Here is a 17,770-nt window from a genome sequence, read left to right on the forward strand (position 1 = left end):
TGCATCGGTTTGATCGAACGGAGGCTATGGATTGGCACCGTTCCGGATTAAGGACGAGCTGAATAATACTTCCAACAAGACGTCGATATTTATCCAGGGCTCGTTGTAAATTGGTCAGCCTGTTGAAGCTTTAACATAGGTAAAAAGAACGACTGATCGCGTGGGGCATCTCATTTCTGAATCTAAGCCAGTTCATCAACATACTCTCTATTTCCATCGCGCTCAGCGTAGGGAGAAAACCCAAATAATAAATATGCCGCTTTTTTTTGTTCTTTCATACAGTACCCTTGCAGCTGAGATGCATTGCCCGTAAAGACAGAAAATTAATCGGCAATTATATGTTTGGAAAGATGTTGGTTTATTTATTGGGCTATCGAAAAATGCTGATTTAATATCTGATACAGGCAATACGATTGTCTGGATCCTGTCTGATTATCAACATGAAGCCCCGGAGCTTCATACTACTTTATTTCTTGTATGGCGTTACAAGCATTAAAAAGACGAAATCGTTATAAAAGTCCCTGAAGAGGCAAAGCAGTGTGCGGCTTCTTTTGCTGAAATAAACGGTTTATGGCTTTATGTAAGTAAAACACGGGCTGCGGTAATCCGTAATGGGAATGTGCTTAACTAACGACAAAATTTGCTGTTTTGTTACACTGCAGCATATTGCCACGGTGTAATGGGTTAAGTGGCTAGCCTGAATCGTATTCTGGACAGTCGCTCTGTATAAAAACCAGCCATAATTAGCGAGTCTCACCGGGTGGTCTTTCGAGAAGACAGCGTTCAAAATTCGCTCTGTCTCCATGACAGTGAGGAATGTGTTTGGCTGATACATCACTTGCCCATAAATTATAACAAAGCTTATCATTGCCTTTCATCATTCCCTCTCCTTGAAATTGATTTGCTATGCCGATCCCTCTCTGGCAATGTGGCACCGCCAGTAATGCACAGCCCCGGTTGCTCAGGAAAATCTATGGATAAATATGTTGAAAATTTGAACGGATTTATGGATGCGTTGGGCACCATGAACCGTGATATCAACCGTGGATCTCACTATTTTATGGTCAAGCTTGAGGAAGGAGATACCCTGCGCGCTGCTGTGGCGGAGTATCATCGTCAGCAATCCGAGAAACATCCACCCGAGTACTGGCATCCCGTCTTTAGTGAAACAACCTGGCAGCATTCAGAACGTGTTGCCGCAGCCTGGTTTTTTGAACATTCCGCCATGACGACGTTGCCGGAAAATATTAAAAGTAATCTGCTGGCAGACTTTCACGACAAAATAAATGAAATGATGGGAAAGTTCAGGGTATTTGAACTCATTACCACCCCTCCGGTCTGGTATGCATCGAACTGGGATGAATTCGTTTTTGATTCCCAGTATGGTCGCTTTCTTCTCCATTTTAGTTGTTACGACTGAACGCACGGAGCGTGATGCCATGTCAGGACTATATCGTTTTAAATCAGGATATTTTGGGGTTCTTACCGCGCTGTTATTGTTCAGCTTCTCTTTTCACGCATGCGCAGCTGGCAAAAAATCTGCCGAAACGTGCAACGCTCAGGCGATTACCGAGGCGAAGAAATTGCTGGCTTTTTATCGCGACAACGATGACAGAATGGAGATTGATAGCGAGGTGACGCCTCTGATGAAAATGAAAAATCCGCAAAATCAGGCGCAATATTTCGATGTTTTACAAGTGTGGGGCTATCTCTACAAAGGAAAATATCGCATGCGGTTAATTTTCCTGGCTGACTGCACCCTGATGGGCGAAGAAATCCTTGAATACACGAATCCCTAAAAAAGCGCGCTGAATGAGTGTGTGTGGGGGGGATAAGTCACAGAAAGACCTGATGCGCTATTTCGTCCCATTTACATGGGAGCTTGTCTTCCCTTCGCCTGCGTAACTACCGCGACAAGGGTACACGTTCAGCGTTTACGGCAATTATTACAGGCAAGGGTGCCGGTAATGACACCCTTAGCTTTTCTTCAGAGCCCGTCGGGGCGCGGGACTTCAAAATAATTGCCGTCAATGTCGCGCGCATAGTAATGGCCATCGCGCAGGTAATACCGCTTCCCGTTAAAGTCCAGCACCTGTGCGCCGGAAGGTGAAGGTGACGCAGAGGGTTTTTCCACCACCACATACTGGGTACCTTGTCTCTGGTAATAAATCCCGTTCACCAGATAGTAGGTTAATCCCCCAAGTAGCACTGTGGTTGCGATATCCGGAAGAATGCTAAACCTGTCACCTGGGCGTGGGATATCGTCGCGGTGACCGCCATTGGGATAACCCGGCCCGCCATGCGGGTGGAAACCAGGCTGAGCAAGCACAGTGCTGGCGCCTGCTGCGAATAAGGTGATGGCCATCGCCAGTTTGTTTATCAGTTTCATCTCATCATCCTTTCCCGCTGAGGCTGATTCCTCGCCGGGGGGCTTCGCTATAATGCGGCATAAATGTGCAGAAAAAGTGAAACACGCATGAAGGAGTGTAAGGCCAGCCGGGTATTGGCATAAAAGTTGTAACCCGCCGTTAAAAAACATGGCGGCAGAGAACGTAGCGCGGCAGTTCCAGGCCCTGGTAACCCATACACCTGTCTCGTTTATAACGACCCTGTGATTATTTTCTCGCGCAGGGCCCGCCAGACGGGCGTTGTTTTTTCGCGGGCTCGCCCGAAAAAAGCGTATTCCTGGCCTTCATTACAGCCAAACGCTGGCAGTATCTGCACGGTATGCGCGTTTTCAACGCCCCCGCCAGCTTACCGCAAACTGGCGTGAAACCAGGCTGCGGTAATGGGAACCGTTGACGTCCTGGTCAGAATTTTACAGAGGGCGCGATGTTATCGGCACAGATGCGAAGGGCAGAGAGGTTCACTCCTGAACAAGCCACATGTCCGCTTCCTCGAACATCTCTTCAAGCATACGGTTTAATTTCTCACGGTCACTTTTGCTGGCATCGCTGTTTAAACCGTTAGCCTGCATCGGTTTTACACGCACGTCGGCCTCCGGAAAGAGACGCTGCACGCGCCTGGTCAGCTCGTTGAGGATTATCTCTCTGGCGCCCGGTAAACCTTCAACATTACGCTTGTCATAGATAAGCTCAACAAACATAAGGCATTCCTTTTTGCTGGTTAATTTTCCCTGTGTTTATACTGTATGCATAGTCAGTATTCAAGCCTGAAGGGAAGAAATCCCCCCCTGGTCTGTAGAAACCGCCCTGGCAGGTTGGGGGGGGAAGGGACGAGTGGCTTTATATTCAGCAGTATATGGCGTATGTTAGCGCCCGGTTCGTTGTATTGGTTGTACCTTCAGGAGGATGTGTGTTTGCCGAGTATGGAGTTATCAGTTACTGGTCTTATCTTATTGGCGCGATTTTCATCATTTTAGTGCCGGGGCCGAACACTTTTTTTGTCTTGAAGAGCAGTATCGCCGGCGGGCTAAAAAACGGCTATGTGGCGGCCAGCGCCGTCTTTATTGGCGATGCGGTGCTGATGTTTCTGGCCTACGCGGGTGTTGCGACGCTGATTAAAACCACGCCTCTGCTGTTTAATATCGTTCGCTATCTTGGCGCGTTTTATTTGCTTTACCTGGGTTGCAAAATGCTCTACAGCACCTTTGTACAGAAGACCCGGCAGCAGAATGAACAGGAGATCCACAAAGGCGATGTTTTTCGCCGCGCGCTGGTTTTAAGTCTCACTAACCCGAAAGCGATTCTGTTTTATGTGTCGTTTTTTGTGCAGTTTATCGACATTAACTATGCCAGTCCGGGTACGGCTTTCTTTATTCTTGCCAGCACCCTCGAAGCCATCAGCGTTTGCTATTTCAGCTTTCTGGTGATTTCTGGCTCATATGTGACGCAGTGGGTGAAAACTCGCAAGAAGATCACCCGTATTGGTAATTCTCTGATTGGTCTGATTTTTGTCGGGTTCGCGGCCCGCCTGGCCACATTGCAATCCTGACCGCGTAAAAAAGGTTCCGCAAGCTGGCCGGAACCTTTTGGCTTATTACTCCGCTAACGCCGGCATACGTTCCATGACAAACGCCAGAACCTTCTCGCCATCCATCGCGGCGAAAGGGTAACTCTCAATAACCGCAATCGGCGCGGAATCATCAATCGCTTCTTTCAGTTCGTCCAGCTTGTACTGAATATGTGGTGCGACCAGATAACAGTCAAAAGCCGGAGCGACACTGGCAAAATTAGAAACGCCAATAGCGCTAATCAACATCTGATGACCCTGCGCTCTGGCGGCTTTTTGCATCTTTCTGGCCAGCGCGTTGGCGGTATTGCCGAACAGACAACAGATCAATAACTTTTTCACAGGAATACCCCCTTAAACGTTGTGGCTATATTTGCTCCGCCGGACGCCAGGAAAATGTGCTGCCGGTGGCAAAATTGCAACATCTCCGTTTACTGAAAGACAGAGATGGCTTCTGCCAGACGTATCGCTTGCTGATTCATACGCCCGGAAGCCTCCGCCCCCTCCAGCACGCGCTCGGCGTTCTGGTGCGTTATTTTGTCCAGATCTTCCACTGCCAGGCTCACTTCGCTGAGCGCGGTGGCTTGTTCGGCGGTGGCGGCGCTAATCTGCGCAATTAGCGTCGTGACGTTCTGGACCTGGTCGACGATTTGCTGCATCGTTTTACCAGCGTCATCGGCGAGCAGGTTGCCGGAATTCACATGATTCACGCTGTTCTCAATTAGCGCTTTAATTTCGCTGGCTGCGCGGGCGCTGCGCTGGGCAAGGCTGCGCACTTCACCTGCGACGACGGCAAACCCTTTTCCCTGCTCGCCCGCACGTGCGGCCTCAACGGCAGCGTTCAGTGCCAGAATGTTGGTCTGAAAAGCAATGCTATCGATAATGCTGGTGATACTGGCGATTTGCTGAGAACTGTCGTCTATGGCCGCCATCATGGTGATCATCTGGCTCATTACTTCGCCGCCTTGCTGGGCGGCGTCACGCATGCCTTCAGAGAGGCGTGTCACTTCCGCGGCCGTTTCACGATTGCTTTTTACCGTCGCAGTCATTTCATTCATCGTCGCGGCGGTTTGCTGCACATTGGAAGCGGCCTGTTCCGTCTGCCGGCTGAGCGAGTCATTCCCGGCACGCAGGGACTCCGAGGCCTGCAGCACCGTTTGCGCCTGACCGCTGACATCATTCACCAGCCAGCGGAACATCAAACCAAGCTGATTAATCGCGCGCAGCGTCACGCCGACTTCATCCACGCGATGAGGCTGATCGACCTGGTGAGTTTCCCCGCTGGCGACCTGTAAAGCCTGGCGGCACAGGCGCTCCACCGGGCGGACAATCTGGTGTTCCAGCCACACGCCGCAGACCAGCAACAGTAATGCCATCACAGCGGAGAATAACGCCCAGTGTCCGGGCGTGACTGCACTGCGCCAGGCAGCGAGCATACTGAGCAGTAACGTCACAATCAGTGCGGAACGTAATCGCCAGCGTAAGGGCATGGTGACAAACAGTGACCGCCAGCGCATCAGGCCGGTGCGGATAATCAGGCCCTTATGGAAGCGCCTGCCTTTTGCCTGACCGTCACGGAACTGTTGGTATAACGCCTCGGTTTGCGCCACTTCTTCGGCCGTCGGGCGGGTTCGTACCGACATATACCCCTTGATGTTTCCGGCGCGGATCACCGGAATCGCGTTGGCACGTACCCAGTAATGATCGCCATTTTTGCGGCGATTCTTCACCAGTGCGCTCCAGGGCTCGCCCTGTTTTAACGTCGCCCACATATCGGCGAAGGCCTCTTTCGGCATATCCGGGTGGCGGACCAGGTTGTGCGGCTGCCCTTTAACTTCATGCAGGGTAAAACCACTGACTTGAATAAACGCATCGTTGGCGTAATTGATATAACTGGCCGGATCCGTGGTGGACATCAAGGTGGCATCATTATCGAAAACGTACTCTTGCTGGGTGACGGGTTCGTTGTTACGCATAGTGAGTCTTCTCAAAAAAGTCAGGAGCGATAAGGGCGTTAAACGGGTTATATCTGTTGAGTCGCTAACCCTGCCTACATTATTTTTAGTACGTTATCTTTGCTGAACTGATGAGAAATATATTATGGAAAAAACTGGAAATTTTACTTTAGTTGAACTTGCCTGAATTCAATTAGGGTGATCAGGCGCTTTCGCCATAGTGCGAAAAATAGTAGGCAAAGATAACTCTATATAATGTAGATGTTTTTATTATTGTCTGTGGTGAAAAATTAATTTTATGCCAGATTTTTGTGGAGAGCTCCACGGCGGTGACTCGAATGCCCGTTGTGGTGGGTGCGGGTAATATTTGTGGCGATGATCAAAAAGTCGCGGGTGGATTGTTTACTGGCTCACTAAAACCGTTGCTGAACATTTTCGTGGCCGCGATATTCAGCTAATCTGAAATCCCAACAGTGAAAGGAATTGTCTTATGAAAGGTACTGTCGTTCATCACGAACACCGCATAGGTTTCATTGTTATTCGCGACGAAAAGGGCGAGTTTGCTATTGCTGAGCTGCTCGGAAAGTACGATGTCGAAATGGGGGATGTCCTGTCCGGCAATTTGCAGTCCAGCGGTGGCGAAACGTTATTTAATCAAACGCAAGATGAATCGATGGAAGTTTTCATTAAGGGATACGGATTGTCTGAACAGGATGCAATTAGCATGCTCCTGCGTACTCATTAATTATCTGATGCCAAAGCGCTTGTTCTGAGCGCTTTGCTTTTTTATGCCGTGCAATAAGCGGGGAAGGTGTGCTGCATTAATAAAAATGGTGTAAACAAGGGATAAACCGTCTGCGACAGTCGCAGTCATCGGGCTGTAAGCCAGCAAAGTGCAAAGAAGAAAATAAAAGATGGCAGTTTCGACACCAAAACTGCCAGCGAAGAATTTAAGGCTTGTTAAATCGTATATCCGTCACTTGCGTACTTTATAACCTGCCGCCCGAATTGAATCAAACGCAAATTTTTCTGCCCATGGATTGAGAAATTTGATGATCAGCGTATTAATTCGCCAGGTCGCAAGTTTGCCCTCTCCGGCAACAAACGCCGGAGCAGGGCACGGCGGTTTTACACCGCGTTGTGTTGTGTGCGCAGTTTAAAAATCTGCACTATCTCCAGTAAGTTCTCAGCCTGCTGCTGCATAGCGTGTGCAGCAGCAGACGACTCTTGCGACAGCGTGGCGTTCTGCTGTGTCGCTGCATCCATATGCGTTATCGCAACATGCACCTGATCGATACCGACGCTCTGCTCTTTGCTGGCCAGGGAAATGGTTTCGACAAGCTGGCTGACACGTTCCACGCTTTGCACGATTTCATCCATGGCATTACCGGCATTTTTTACCAGCGAGTTGCCTTCATCAATGCGGTTAACGGAACGCTGAATCAATGCACCGATCTCTTTCGCCGCTGTGGCGGACCGTTGCGCCAGCGCCCGCACTTCGGAGGCGACAACAGCAAAGCCGCGTCCTTCTGTACCGGCGCGCGCAGCTTCAACGGCGGCGTTCAGCGCGAGGATATTGGTCTGGAAGGCGATACTGTCAATGACGCCGATAATGCTGCTGATCTCAGTAGAAAGCTGGTTAATTTCGCTCATGGTATTCACCACGCGCTCCACCACTTCGCCGCCCTGATTGGCGACGCGGAAAGCTTCACGGGTAATATCGCTGGCGACACGCGAGTTTTCGGCATTATTTTTAACTACCGAGGTTAACTCTTCCATTGACGCGGCGGTTTGTTCCAGCGCGCTGGCTTGTGCCTCATTGCGCGCAGAGAGTTCGCGGCTTCCGGTGGCGATCTCCTGCGATGCCCCGGCGATAGTTTCGGTACCGGAACGGACGCCGGTAACAATGCGTGTCAGGTTACTGTTCATCTCCTGCAACGCACGCATCAGCTCGGCGGTTTCATCGCGGCCACTAACCACAAACGAAGATTGCAAATCGCCGGAAGCCACATTGCGGGCGACTGAGACGGCCTGCGCCAGAGGATGGGTAATGCTGCGTACCAGCCACCAGGTGATAAGCAGCCCCACCAGCAGGGTTATCGCCATCACGATCAGCAGCATCAGGCGCGTCTGCGCAAAGTGTTCATGGTTGCGCGCATCAGTCTGCTGACGGATCAGCGTCGCTTGCTTCAGCGTGGTGGCGACCATTTCATCGATCATGCGCGTGGGTTCGCGATCAATCCCGGTGACCAGGTGATCAACGCGCTGTGCGCTGCTGGCATCCTGTACGCTGTACTGCTGCAATGCCGCCAGATATTGCTCTTCCAGCCGGGCATGCAAACTTATCGTTTTTATCGCTTCGCTATTATCGACGCCAATTTCGGGCAGCATCGCACTGAGGGTTTTTAATAATGTCTGGGTCTTCTGACTTTGTTCTACAAACGCGTTTTTGTATTTATCAAATGTCTGCTGGCCTTGTGTGCCACGTAGCAGGGTGTTCTTCCACTCCTGGACCTGAATTTTAAATTGCACCTGCGCGTTGCGGGCGGTGTCGATGCTGTCCGCAACCACCTTCTCCGTGGCCATAATCTGCTGGTTTTGTACTAATCCGCTGGCGTTGATAGACAAGCCACGTATGCCGATAAACAGCGTTGCCAGCAACAGCAAGGTCGCCAGGCAGCCGAGGCGTTGCCCGATAGTAAGGTGGTTGAGTTTCATCGTTTCATACTTCCCATAGTCTGTGGATGCGCGAAAGGCGCATGCCAGCAATATCGACCATCTTTAAGCGTGGCTTTAATGAGGAAATGGCGGCTAAAGGGGTAGAAAAGCGATAACGTATTGATGCAGGTTATAATTCAGAGTTTATGACATTTTCGTGACACTGCCAGACTGCGGCTAAAGACAACAGTCTGGCTAATTTTTAGCGGCTACGAATGGTGCTGATACTGTTGGCTGCTATTTTGGCCAGCAGACGAAAGGGTTTGCTGTCTGCCATCCACTCGGGGATTTCATCCGGCGAAAGGGGCCGGGAAAAAAAATACCCCTGGGCTTCATCGCAGCCGTACTCTTCCAGCATGCGCGCTGTTTCCAGGTCTTCTATCCCTTCGGCCAGCACCACATACTGCAACTCTTTGAGCATCATAATCACGTTGCGGGCGATGATCCGACTGCCAGGATCGGTGGTTACCTGGCTGACCAGCGAACGGTCGAGTTTGATGACATCAATAGGAATGCGGCGTAAGTAGCTGATATTGCTGTAACCTGCGCCAAAGTCATCCAGCAGGATGGTAAAGCCCAGCAGTTTGAGCTTATCCAGCTCTTTCAGTGCCGGATCGCTCTCCAGCACTTTCTCGGTTTCCAGGCATTCAATCCGCACATCGGATGAATACAAGCCGGCAGCAAGCACATCGCGGTGCAACTCTTCGGCAAATCCGGGGCGTGAAAAGTCACTCACCGTGACGTTAATCGAGATCGGTAACAGAATGCCGCGCTGTTTCCATTGGGTGAGTTGTTCGATCACCTTTTTGATCACCCATTGGGTAATGTCCGCCATCAGCGAGGTTTTTTCTGCCAGCGCGACAATCACCGCCGGAGAGATATTGCCCAGTTGCGGGTGTTTCCAGCGCAACAACGCTTCGACACCTTCGGTTTTGCCGGTGCGTAACGAAATTTTTGGCTGGTAAACCAGGTAGAGTTGATTTGGCGACTTAATGGCTTCGCTAAGGTCGTACAACAACTTAAAATCTTTATTGCGTTTGTGGTCGAGGATCGGGTTGAACTGCAGTGCGGGGATATCCTGGCGGATCGCTTCATGCAGGGCGCTGATCCCCTGACGGACGAGTTCCTGAGCGTTATCTTCCCGCGGGGAAAATTTCACATAACCGGCGTGGATCTTCAGATTGATGTCGATATCCCCGGCGACTTTGGCCTGAATGCCGGGTAAACGTTCCGCCCGTTTCACCAGCTTCAGCGCATCGGCAAGATCCACCAGTACAGCGTAGCGCCCGGTGGTAAAGGCATAGAGCATCACTTTTTCTTTCAGCTTCAGCCGTGAACGCAGCAGCGGCCCGAAGCTTTGTACCAGCTTTTCCAGCGCCTCCTGACCGAGATAGCGCGACAGCTCATACGCGCGCGCCATATCGATACAGTCGAAGATCACCAGACCGTAGTCGCCGCCTACGTTGTCGTGTGTCAGTCGCTCCATCTCTTTCATTAAAAACTGCCGGTTAGGCAGTCCGGTCAGCGCATCGACCAAGCCGGAGGCGTAACAGGATTCAAGAAAGATGGCGGCGAGAGAGGCCACACGATGGAAATTGGTGACCTGCCGCGACGAAGGCACATAGGTTTCCGGGTGGCTAACGCATAATGTGCCGAGGATCACACCATCTTTATTAATCATTGGCGCGGAGGCGTAAAAAAGAATATCGCCGCTTTTTACCAGCGGTTGATAATTAAATCGCTCATCAATACGGGTATCAGAGCAAATAACGGTCTGGCCGCTTTTGAGACAATATTGGCACATCGTTTGCTCGATACAAATTTGGACATGCGCAATCGGAATGTTTTTAACATATTTGATATATTGGTAGTCTTCGTCGAAAGTCGTAATAAAGCATCCGTCGACGCCCATTACTTCGCATGCCAGATTTGCAAATTCAGCAAGGGCAGCATCGCGGGGTTTATCTTCTTTACTCAGCAGCTCCAGTACCGCATGCCGTTTGCTTTCGCTGTTTTTGAGACCAGTGAACATAGCGAGCTCCTGCCCAAATAAATGAGACAACGGTGTTCTGCTCGGATGACGCCATCATATGCACAGGCAGGTAAAACGAAATAAATTTAGCTTAGTATTACCACCAGCCGAATTGGGTTCCGGCAACGGCAACGATCGCCACAATAAGCATAATGATAGTTGTCTTTCTCACGAAAACTCCTTCACTGGCGAGAAACGCCAGTAATCAATTGTATAAGAAATAGAAGAAAATGAGATTTTTCTCAAGCTGCTAAATCGCCTGGATCTGCTTAATCGAGGCGCTGAAAGGCTTTTTTTTCTTTATGATTTTTAACCTGGTACATGACTTCGTCTGCTGCACGTAACGCGCCATCAGCATCGGTTTGGTTAGGGTCGATTTGAACAACGCCAACGCTGGCACCAGGGTAAAAAATATGGGTTTTGCCGAGCTGATACTCCCCGGTAATGCGTTTATTGAGGCTCTGACTGAGCGACGCCAGCTCCGGGGGCTGCTGTTCGTCTAAGGGGCCGCCGAGGCAGGCAATCAGAAACTCATCGCCACCCAGACGCCCGGCAATATCGTCTTTACTGCGATCCTGCAGCAACCGCTGTCCGACCTCCACCAGGAAACGATCGCCCGCTTCATGACCGAGCTGGTCGTTGATGACTTTAAAATTATCCAGATCGATAAAGGCGATAATCACATAATTATCGAGATGGCGGGCGAGGGAAAACAGCGTGGACAAATTATCAAAAATCGCCCGTCGATTGGGCAGCCCGGTTAAAACGTCGGTGTAAGAGTGGGCTATCAATGCCGCGTTTGCCTCACGCAACTGCTGCACGAGATGCTCTTTTTCAATGTACTGCGCAATCAGCCCGGCAAACAGGTGCAATACCTGCTCGCCACGCACGCTGAGCGACCGCCTGGCATTACTGGCAGCGCACAGCGTGCCGTACAAAGAGCCGTCAGCCAGACGCACCGGGGTACTTAAATAGGTGGTAATGCCCAGCGCTTTCGCCGCGTCGCAGTCACTCCACATCTCTGCCACGTTATCGCTGTAGGGGCAGCCGTCGTCCAGTGCCCGTTTGCATAAACTGTCGCCCCAGGGCACAGAGAAACCTTCCGGGATCGCCAGTTTTTTACTGTTGCGCGAATAGAGGATGTGTTGCAGGCCGGCGTCGTCATCAATTTTGGTTAAGTATGTCGATTCCATCTCCGTTACTATTTCCAGCATTTCCAGCAGCTGGCGAACGAGGCTTTCAAGGGATTGTTCTTTCGAAAGCGTTTCTGAGACACGGGCGAGAATGAAATCTGACATTATCTTATGACTCCAGTGCATGGGGCTGTCATTGCCATACACAACACAGGCGGAAACATTTGGTAAGAATAATTAAAGCATGAACCATAAAAATTTTATATATCAAAGCGGGAAGATGACAACTTCTGACGGGGAAAAACGAAAAAAAGCCCCGTTGATGAAGCGGGGCAAAAACTCATTGATTACGGAATGATGTTCTCTGGTCATGGGTGAGAACGGGGCTAACTATAGGGAAAGAAAGTGCAGTAAGGATGAAGAAATCATGGAGATGTCTGGTGCTGATGATTATTCTGAAGCGTGCAACCCACTGAATAGAGACCCGATCATGCGTTATTATCTGTTGCTTCTCCCTGTTATCCTCTCTGCCTGTTCCTCCGTCAAACCGGAGGCACCCACGCCGCCGCAGATCGGTAAAGCGAACCCTGCAGCGATGTGGTGTATGCAAAAAGGCGGCCAGCGTGTGCCAGTCCAAAGCCCGCAGGGGGTCCGGACGGAGTGCAAATTGCCGGGTGGTGAAGTGATCGATGAGTGGTCGCTATGGCGACGCGATCATCCTTCAGCAGGATCGTGACAATAGCAGGTTTGCCAGGTTACACTTCTCTTTAAGAATTATCTTATTTTTAACCGACCACACGAGAGAAGTATGTTCCAGTTACGACCGGGCAGCCTGGCGATGATTATCGGCGCCCAAACCGCCAACGGACGGTGCAATATTGGTAAATCCGTTGAGCTGTTCGCGCTGTGTCAGCCCGGAGAGCGTTTCCTTAACCCGGTTAACGGTGTCGTGACCGATATGCCGCGCAACGCCGCCCGGGCGTTATGGCTGGTGACTGGCGATGTCACCGCGTTTGATGGTCAGCAAGGTTTCGCCTTTGTGCGTGCGGAACACCTGATGCCTCTGATGCCAGACAGCCTGCCGGAAGATATGCTGGAGCGCGTGCTCGACTAAATCAGCGAGCGCAGCCATTTCGCCAGCACTTCGGCGTGGTTATGTTGTGTATCTTTCGCCGCGTATAACAGTGTGACGGTGCCGTTTTTGCTGCGCGCTGCCAGTATCTGTCCCTCTTCTTTATGCGCGGCCAGCTCCTGCCGATACTGTTCACTGAACGCCTGAAAATCAAGCGTTTCGCCGTGGAATGCTTTCCGCAATTCTGTCGACGGCGCGAGGTTTTTGCTCCAGCCATCGTAGGGCAGATCGGTTTTTTTTACGCCGCGCGGCCAAAGCCGGTCGACCAGCACCCGGTAACCATCTTCTTTTTTGGCCGTGTCATAAACGCGTTTGCATTGGATCATCGACATTTCTCCCTTTCATTTACCCAGGCCATCAGCGCCGGTAATTGCTGTTCGGAAAAGACGCGGATGCCATGCTGTTGTAACAATGCGGTGGCAACGCCCATTCCCGGCTGGCGCGTGCCGCTAAACGTACCGTTATAAATAGACTGGCTTGCGCAAGTGGGGCTGCCGTCGGTCAGTAACGCCGCGCTGCATCCGGCCTGTTGCGCCGCCTGCAAAGCCAGCCATGCCGCCAGTTGATAATGGGCGGTCACGTCCTGACCGCTATTTTCAATAATTTGCGCCCTGCCACGCATAACATCCGCGCCGTTACCCGCAACAATTTCAGCGGGTAGACGTGGCACCGGAAGCCCTGCGGCGAGTTCCGGGCAATGAATAACCAGTCTGTTTTCCTGCTGCCAGCGTTGCAAAGTTGCCTGTAATGCCGCTTTTTCACTGCCGTTATAACGCACTTTTAAGCCCATCAGGCAGGCGCTGACAAGGATCTTAGTCTGCTGCACGGGTTCCGCCACGGTGATTCACTCCTGTTTACCTGGTTGTTGCTGTCTGCCGCTTTCACAAGCCCCGATTTTAAAGTGTTGTGATTCCATTAAAAGACAACTAATGTGATATTCCTTATGTTACTTATTATCTGCCCCGGCATAAGGACACTTCTATGCAGCACATCCCTCCGAAGAAAACACTGCGCATTGCGTTGATTGGCGACTACAACCATGACGTCGTGGCACATCAGGCGATCCCGCTCGCCATTGACGATGCTGCCGCCGTGCTGGAAATCACCGCCGATTACGACTGGCTGCCAACCCGAGAAATAAACAGTTATGAAGATCTGGTTGGCTACGACGCTATCTGGGTGGTGCCGGGCAGTCCTTATCACAACCCTCGCGGTGCGTTTCTGGCGATTCAGTATGCACGGGAAAATGCGGTGCCGTTCCTTGGCACATGTGGCGGTTTCCAACATACAGTGATTGAATATGCCCGCAATGTGTTGGGCTGGGGCGATGCCGCGCATGCCGAAACCGACAACGAAGGGCGGATGGTGATCTCCGCGCTAAGCTGTGCGCTGGTGGATGAGACCGGCACGATAGAGTTGCGCCCCAATACGCTGATTGCCCGCGCGTATGGACGTGAAATGATCGAAGAGGCCTACCGTTGCAGCTTTGGCGTTTCGCCGGAGTTTGCCCGCGAACTGGAAAGCGGTAATCTTCGCGTGACCGGCTGGGATGAAGACGGCGAAATCCGCGCAGTGGAACTGGTCACGCATCCTTTCTTTGTCGCCACCCTGTTCCAGCATGAGCGTGCGGCGTTGGCCGGGCTACCGGTGCCGTTGGTCCAGGCGATGCTGCGCGCAGCATGTGAATAAAAAAACAGGCCTGCGGGCCTGTTTTTTTAAGTTTGCATTATTCAGCGGTAACGGCTTTATCGCGACCTGCCAGCGCTCCGCATGCTGCCATAACGGCGGCTAACAGCGCGCATACCAGCAGTGGGATGTGCCAGTCGCCGCTGGCGTCGTGGATTTTCCCCATCAACGGCGGGCCGCAAGCTGCCAGCAGATAACCGACCGATTGCGCCATCCCGGAAAGGGCGGCTGCCTGATGGGCTGAGCGGGCGCGTAGTCCGATAAAGGTCAGTCCGAGAATCATTGTCGCCCCGGATCCGAAACCAAAAACGAGGGTCCACAACATTGCGTGTTCCGGCAACAGCCATAATCCCAGTGCACCGACAGTACACATCAGCGCCATCAACGCAGCAATGCCGCGCTGATCTTTCAGCCGGTGCAGGATCAGCGGCACCAACAACCCCGGCGCGGCGGTGGCCAGTTGCAGAAGACCGTGCAGCGAACCGGCTTGTGCCTCGGTAAAGCCAAGGGTGGTCAGAATCGAGGGCAGCCAGCCGATGACAATGTAGTAAATCAACGAGTTGATACCGAGGAACAGGGTCAGTTGCCAGGCCAGCGCCGATCGCCAGATACCACGGCTGTGCATAGCCCCTGACGAAGTCAGGCTGACACCGGCTCCCTGCCGTAAGTACGGCAGCCACAGCGCGAGCGCCAGCAACGGAAAGATCATCAGCATCAGCAGCGCGCCGTGCCAGCCTGCGCCACTCGCCGCCAGCGGTACGATGACCGCCGAACCGAGTGCCGCCGCCCCGCCCATAGTCAGGGAATAAGCCCCCGTGAGTTTAGCCACATGCCCGGCAAAATCGCGCTTGAGGATGCCAGGCAGCAAAACGTTGCCCAGCGCGATGCCACAGCCAATAACGGCAGTCCCCATAAACAGCAGCGTGGCAGAGGGCAGGGAGCGAAGGGCAATGCCGGCGCAGATCAGCAACATAGCGGCGAACAGGCTGCGCTCCATCCCAAAACGGCGGGCAACGCCTGCCGCCAGCGGGGAAATGAGGGCAAATGCCAGCAGTGGCAGGGTCGTGAGCATGCCAGTTTGCGCAGTAGAAAGCCCGTATTCAGTGCGGATAGCATCAAGTAATGGCGCGGCCCCGGTAAACGTCACGCGCAAGGTGGTGGCAATCATCAGGATCCCGGCAATCATCAGGATCCCTTGTTTGCCTCGGGCTGGAAGACAAGTCGTCATGGGAGTCTCGTGCAATAAAACAGGCGGCTACGATAGCGCTTTTTGTCACTGATTGAATCAAGCTAAAATGACACTTTATCGCTAAATTCGGACAACTTTATGCACGGACTCGGCCTGGGGGGATACGATCCTGATAGCCAGCAAGAAGCGGCGGTGGCTTTCAATATTACTGTCAGTGAAGATGAACAATTGATTCCTGCGCATCATCATCGTAAAGGGCAGCTCATTCTGGCTCTGAAAGGCGCCATCACGTGCGAAGTGGAACATGCACGTTGGATGGTGCCACCACATCATGCGATGTGGCTCCCCGGAAGCGTGCCCCATAGCAACCGGGCAACGGCAAACGCGCAACTCTTTTTCCTGTTTATTGAGCCATGGGCGGTGGTGATGCCAGAGCACTGCTGCACGCTGAAAATTTCCCCGCTGGTACGTGAGTTGATTGTCTCCCTGGCGACCCGCACGCCTGCGCAGCGGCGTCAGCCCGCCACGCAGCGACTGGTACAGGTGCTGTTCGATGAGTTGCCGGGGCAGCCACAAATGCAGTTACAATTGCCGGTTCCGGCACACGGCAAAATCCGCCAGATGGTCGACAGTATGGAACGGGATCCCGCCGCGCGGCAGACGTTAGCGCAATGGGCGCACACATTCGCCATGAGCGAACGCAATCTGGCGCGGCTGGTGGTCAAAGAGACCGGACTGAGTTTTCGCCGCTGGCGACAACAGATGCAACTGATCCTCGCGTTACGGCTGTTGATAGACGGCAAGCCGGTTCAGCAGATAGCCCATACGCTGGGTTACGACTCCACCACGGCATTTATCACCATGTTTAAAAAGGGACTCGGGCAAACGCCGGGGCGCTATCTGGCAACGCTCGGCGAGGCGTAAAATATTCTGCTGCCTAATCCCTTGTTTATCTGTGGATTAAACGGTTTTCTGCTAACAGCTGCCTGGAGATAAGACGTTCGTATGGGGGGCGGGTTTTTAATAACTTTTTCAGATAATCAATACACTTTTTGATATTTGTCTGCGGGTAAAGGTTATGTGAATTTAGCGCTGCAATTCACACAATAACAAGGCTTAAGGATCAGCATGGCAACCTCATTACATACTCAAAAAATAGCCACAGTCGGTGCGCTGGCGCTGCTTTCTGCACTCTCTTTCTCCGCCCATGCGGATAAACTGGCGGACATCAAAGCCGCAGGCGTGGTGAAAGTCGCCACCTTTGATGCCAACCCGCCTTTTGGCGCGGTGGATCCTAAATCTCACGACATCGTCGGCTATGACGTTGATTTCGCCAAAGCGCTGGCTAAAAGCCTGGGCGTTAAACTGCAACTGGTCGCCACGAACCCGGCTAACCGCATTCCTCTGCTGCAATCTGGTAAGGTAGATCTGATTGTTGCGGATATCACCATCACGCCGGAACGCGCACAGGTTATTGACTTCTCCACGCCTTATTTTGTAACCGGACAGCAGTTCCTGGTGCCTTCTACGGCGGCAGATAAACTGGATGCCTTCAGCAAAGCGCGCATTGGTGCGGTGAAAGGCACCACCGGCGAGCAGGCGCTGCATCAGCGTTTCCCGCAGGCTCGCGTACTGGCGTATGACGATATCCCACTGGCACTGACTGCACTGCGTAACGGCAATGTGCAGGCGATCACTCAGGACAGTACCATCCTGGCTGGCCTGCTGGCGGAAGCGCCAGATAAAGCCAAATTCAAAATCCTGCCGGACCTGCTGTCGAAAGAAGAGATTGGTGTTGGTGTCAGCAAAGGCGAACCGGCGCTGTTGAAAGCCGTGAATGATGAGCTGGTAAACCTTGAGAAAAATGGCGAAGCCGCAAAAATCTACGACACTTGGTTTGGTCCGCAGACCAAAACTCCGGCCCCGCGCAGCTTTACAATAGAAGCGAAGTAA

General features: G+C 52.2%; 20 protein-coding genes. 9 read left to right on the top strand and 11 right to left on the bottom strand.

The genetic code is table 11. The features are described 5' to 3' along the window. The first annotated feature begins 973 nt into the window (after positions 1 to 973). Together RTX30_RS00515 and RTX30_RS00520 are read left to right on the top strand one after the other, a co-directional pair. A complete protein-coding gene (locus RTX30_RS00515; protein ID WP_312685747.1) occupies positions 974 to 1,420 on the top strand; it encodes a hypothetical protein in 447 nt (148 codons plus the stop codon). After that, complete coding sequence (locus RTX30_RS00520) at positions 1,383 to 1,799, top strand: hypothetical protein (protein ID WP_312685749.1); 417 nt, start codon at positions 1,383 to 1,385, stop codon at positions 1,797 to 1,799. The genes RTX30_RS00515 and RTX30_RS00520 overlap by 38 nt, the downstream gene beginning before the upstream one ends. 188 nt (positions 1,800 to 1,987) lie before the next feature. On the opposite strand, the gene RTX30_RS00525 is transcribed toward RTX30_RS00520, so the two are convergent. Beyond that, complete coding sequence (locus RTX30_RS00525) at positions 1,988 to 2,389, bottom strand: DUF6515 family protein (RefSeq protein ID WP_312685751.1); 402 nt, start codon at positions 2,387 to 2,389, stop codon at positions 1,988 to 1,990. Between the two features lie 477 nt (positions 2,390 to 2,866). Beyond that, entirely contained in the window at positions 2,867 to 3,106 is a 240-nt protein-coding gene (locus tag RTX30_RS00530) for a DinI family protein (protein WP_312685753.1), read from the bottom strand. Between the two features lie 209 nt (positions 3,107 to 3,315). Between RTX30_RS00530 and leuE the strand changes: the two genes are divergently transcribed. Further along, positions 3,316 to 3,954: a leucine efflux protein LeuE gene (gene leuE, locus RTX30_RS00535; RefSeq protein WP_312685755.1), complete on the top strand. Its 639-nt coding sequence runs from the start codon at positions 3,316 to 3,318 to the stop codon at positions 3,952 to 3,954. A gap of 45 nt (positions 3,955 to 3,999) precedes the next feature. On the opposite strand, the gene RTX30_RS00540 is transcribed toward leuE, so the two are convergent. Both RTX30_RS00540 and RTX30_RS00545 read right to left on the bottom strand, forming a co-directional pair. After that, a complete protein-coding gene (locus tag RTX30_RS00540; RefSeq protein WP_312685757.1) occupies positions 4,000 to 4,314 on the bottom strand; it encodes a PTS cellobiose transporter subunit IIB in 315 nt (104 codons plus the stop codon). 89 nt (positions 4,315 to 4,403) lie between these two features. Beyond that, on the bottom strand, positions 4,404 to 5,948 hold the full coding sequence (locus RTX30_RS00545) for a methyl-accepting chemotaxis protein (RefSeq protein ID WP_312685758.1): 1,545 nt from the start codon (positions 5,946 to 5,948) through the stop codon (positions 4,404 to 4,406). Between the two features lie 469 nt (positions 5,949 to 6,417). Here RTX30_RS00545 and RTX30_RS00550 point away from each other — a divergent pair, with 469 nt between their 5' ends. Further along, positions 6,418 to 6,672 carry a hypothetical protein gene (locus RTX30_RS00550; protein ID WP_312685759.1) on the top strand — a complete coding sequence of 85 codons (255 nt, stop codon included), beginning with the start codon at positions 6,418 to 6,420 and terminating at the stop codon, positions 6,670 to 6,672. A gap of 383 nt (positions 6,673 to 7,055) precedes the next feature. On the opposite strand, the gene RTX30_RS00555 is transcribed toward RTX30_RS00550, so the two are convergent. From RTX30_RS00555 to RTX30_RS00565, 4 genes are all read right to left on the bottom strand, one after another. Continuing rightward, complete coding sequence (locus RTX30_RS00555; protein ID WP_312685761.1) at positions 7,056 to 8,645, bottom strand: methyl-accepting chemotaxis protein; 1,590 nt, start codon at positions 8,643 to 8,645, stop codon at positions 7,056 to 7,058. 202 nt (positions 8,646 to 8,847) lie between these two features. Next, on the bottom strand, positions 8,848 to 10,677 hold the full coding sequence (locus RTX30_RS00560; protein WP_312685762.1) for a sensor domain-containing phosphodiesterase: 1,830 nt from the start codon (positions 10,675 to 10,677) through the stop codon (positions 8,848 to 8,850). 97 nt (positions 10,678 to 10,774) lie between these two features. Next, entirely contained in the window at positions 10,775 to 10,849 is a 75-nt protein-coding gene (gene yoaJ, locus RTX30_RS22350) for a protein YoaJ (RefSeq protein ID WP_134318605.1), read from the bottom strand. A gap of 97 nt (positions 10,850 to 10,946) precedes the next feature. After that, on the bottom strand, positions 10,947 to 11,975 hold the full coding sequence (locus RTX30_RS00565; RefSeq protein ID WP_312685764.1) for a sensor domain-containing diguanylate cyclase: 1,029 nt from the start codon (positions 11,973 to 11,975) through the stop codon (positions 10,947 to 10,949). 325 nt (positions 11,976 to 12,300) lie between these two features. On the opposite strand from RTX30_RS00565, the gene RTX30_RS00570 reads away from it, so the two are divergent. Together RTX30_RS00570 and RTX30_RS00575 are read left to right on the top strand one after the other, a co-directional pair. Further along, positions 12,301 to 12,546 carry a DUF333 domain-containing protein gene (locus RTX30_RS00570; protein ID WP_312685765.1) on the top strand — a complete coding sequence of 82 codons (246 nt, stop codon included), beginning with the start codon at positions 12,301 to 12,303 and terminating at the stop codon, positions 12,544 to 12,546. Between the two features lie 72 nt (positions 12,547 to 12,618). Further along, complete coding sequence (locus RTX30_RS00575; protein WP_312685767.1) at positions 12,619 to 12,924, top strand: hypothetical protein; 306 nt, start codon at positions 12,619 to 12,621, stop codon at positions 12,922 to 12,924. Here RTX30_RS00575 and RTX30_RS00580 read toward each other — a convergent pair. Together RTX30_RS00580 and RTX30_RS00585 are read right to left on the bottom strand one after the other, a co-directional pair. Beyond that, positions 12,921 to 13,268, bottom strand: coding sequence for a DUF488 domain-containing protein (locus RTX30_RS00580; RefSeq protein ID WP_312685769.1), 348 nt, complete (start codon positions 13,266 to 13,268; stop codon positions 12,921 to 12,923). The genes RTX30_RS00575 and RTX30_RS00580 overlap by 4 nt on opposite strands. Next, entirely contained in the window at positions 13,265 to 13,780 is a 516-nt protein-coding gene (locus RTX30_RS00585; RefSeq protein WP_312685771.1) for a DUF523 domain-containing protein, read from the bottom strand. The genes RTX30_RS00580 and RTX30_RS00585 overlap by 4 nt, the downstream gene beginning before the upstream one ends. A 143-nt stretch (positions 13,781 to 13,923) precedes the next feature. Here RTX30_RS00585 and RTX30_RS00590 point away from each other — a divergent pair, with 143 nt between their 5' ends. After that, complete coding sequence (locus tag RTX30_RS00590) at positions 13,924 to 14,631, top strand: CTP synthase (protein ID WP_312685772.1); 708 nt, start codon at positions 13,924 to 13,926, stop codon at positions 14,629 to 14,631. A 37-nt stretch (positions 14,632 to 14,668) separates the two neighbouring features. Here RTX30_RS00590 and RTX30_RS00595 read toward each other — a convergent pair whose 3' ends face one another. Continuing rightward, a complete protein-coding gene (locus tag RTX30_RS00595; RefSeq protein WP_312685773.1) occupies positions 14,669 to 15,856 on the bottom strand; it encodes a CynX/NimT family MFS transporter in 1,188 nt (395 codons plus the stop codon). Positions 15,857 to 15,955: 99 nt separating this feature from the next. On the opposite strand from RTX30_RS00595, the gene RTX30_RS00600 reads away from it, so the two are divergent. Together RTX30_RS00600 and RTX30_RS00605 are read left to right on the top strand one after the other, a co-directional pair. Further along, the gene (locus RTX30_RS00600) at positions 15,956 to 16,741 is read left to right on the top strand and encodes a helix-turn-helix transcriptional regulator (RefSeq protein ID WP_312685774.1); all 786 of its coding nucleotides are present in this window, start codon (positions 15,956 to 15,958) and stop codon (positions 16,739 to 16,741) included. Positions 16,742 to 16,945: 204 nt separating this feature from the next. Beyond that, positions 16,946 to 17,770, top strand: coding sequence for an ABC transporter substrate-binding protein (locus RTX30_RS00605; protein ID WP_312685776.1), 825 nt, complete (start codon positions 16,946 to 16,948; stop codon positions 17,768 to 17,770).

The organism is Kosakonia sp., assembly GCF_032052965.1.
Classification (GTDB): domain Bacteria; phylum Pseudomonadota; class Gammaproteobacteria; order Enterobacterales; family Enterobacteriaceae; genus Kosakonia.

What these genes read in the sequence shown, in the direction of transcription:
- RTX30_RS00590 (WP_312685772.1), top strand. Translation starts at nt 13,924, where the DNA reads ATGCAGCACATCCCTCCGAAGAAAACACTGCGCATTGCGTTGATTGGC.
- RTX30_RS00580 (WP_312685769.1), bottom strand. Translation starts at nt 13,268, where the DNA reads ATGATCCAATGCAAACGCGTTTATGACACGGCCAAAAAAGAAGATGGT.
- RTX30_RS00600 (WP_312685774.1), top strand. Translation starts at nt 15,956, where the DNA reads ATGCACGGACTCGGCCTGGGGGGATACGATCCTGATAGCCAGCAAGAA.
- RTX30_RS00570 (WP_312685765.1), top strand. Translation starts at nt 12,301, where the DNA reads ATGCGTTATTATCTGTTGCTTCTCCCTGTTATCCTCTCTGCCTGTTCC.
- RTX30_RS00575 (WP_312685767.1), top strand. Translation starts at nt 12,619, where the DNA reads ATGTTCCAGTTACGACCGGGCAGCCTGGCGATGATTATCGGCGCCCAA.
- RTX30_RS00530 (WP_312685753.1), bottom strand. Translation starts at nt 3,106, where the DNA reads ATGTTTGTTGAGCTTATCTATGACAAGCGTAATGTTGAAGGTTTACCG.
- RTX30_RS00545 (WP_312685758.1), bottom strand. Translation starts at nt 5,948, where the DNA reads ATGCGTAACAACGAACCCGTCACCCAGCAAGAGTACGTTTTCGATAAT.
- RTX30_RS00515 (WP_312685747.1), top strand. Translation starts at nt 974, where the DNA reads ATGGATAAATATGTTGAAAATTTGAACGGATTTATGGATGCGTTGGGC.
- RTX30_RS00565 (WP_312685764.1), bottom strand. Translation starts at nt 11,975, where the DNA reads ATGTCAGATTTCATTCTCGCCCGTGTCTCAGAAACGCTTTCGAAAGAA.
- RTX30_RS00560 (WP_312685762.1), bottom strand. Translation starts at nt 10,677, where the DNA reads ATGTTCACTGGTCTCAAAAACAGCGAAAGCAAACGGCATGCGGTACTG.
- RTX30_RS00525 (WP_312685751.1), bottom strand. Translation starts at nt 2,389, where the DNA reads ATGAAACTGATAAACAAACTGGCGATGGCCATCACCTTATTCGCAGCA.
- RTX30_RS00520 (WP_312685749.1), top strand. Translation starts at nt 1,383, where the DNA reads ATGGTCGCTTTCTTCTCCATTTTAGTTGTTACGACTGAACGCACGGAG.
- RTX30_RS00595 (WP_312685773.1), bottom strand. Translation starts at nt 15,856, where the DNA reads ATGACGACTTGTCTTCCAGCCCGAGGCAAACAAGGGATCCTGATGATT.
- RTX30_RS00605 (WP_312685776.1), top strand. Translation starts at nt 16,946, where the DNA reads ATGGCAACCTCATTACATACTCAAAAAATAGCCACAGTCGGTGCGCTG.
- RTX30_RS00555 (WP_312685761.1), bottom strand. Translation starts at nt 8,645, where the DNA reads ATGAAACTCAACCACCTTACTATCGGGCAACGCCTCGGCTGCCTGGCG.
- RTX30_RS00550 (WP_312685759.1), top strand. Translation starts at nt 6,418, where the DNA reads ATGAAAGGTACTGTCGTTCATCACGAACACCGCATAGGTTTCATTGTT.